The following is a 258-nucleotide window of genomic DNA, read 5'->3' as shown; positions in this document are numbered from 1 at the left end:
AGCACGAGCGGCCGCGGGGGCGGTCTGCCGCTGGAGGTCGGAGCGGAGGCCCGCGCGTCCCTCATGCCGCCCGAGATCCTGGCCGACCGCAAGGCGAAGGGCGTCCGCCGCTCGCTGGTGTGGGGAGTCCTCGGCGTCGTCGCGTTCACGGTCGTCGCCGTCGGGGGCACCGCTGCTCTCGGCCTCCAAGCCCAGGCCTCCTTGGCCGACGCCCAGGCGCAGACCGGCCTGCTGCTGGCGCAGCAGCACCAGTACCTG

At 75.2% G+C, this 258-nt stretch carries 1 protein-coding gene; it reads left to right on the top strand.

Annotated elements, in window-relative coordinates; all coding sequences use genetic code 11:
• Nucleotides 1-63: 63 nt before the first annotated feature.
• Nucleotides 64-258: hypothetical protein (locus tag SB773_RS32920; protein ID WP_410594616.1), on the top strand; the 195-nt coding region annotated here is incomplete at its 3' end.

The sequence above is a fragment of the Bacillus sp. SIMBA_074 genome, from assembly GCF_046534555.1.
In the GTDB taxonomy this organism is placed as follows: domain Bacteria; phylum Bacillota; class Bacilli; order Bacillales; family Bacillaceae_G; genus Bacillus_A; species Bacillus_A mycoides.
The sequence above is the reverse complement of the archived record's forward strand: the minus strand, read 5'-3'. Positions and strand labels throughout refer to the sequence as shown.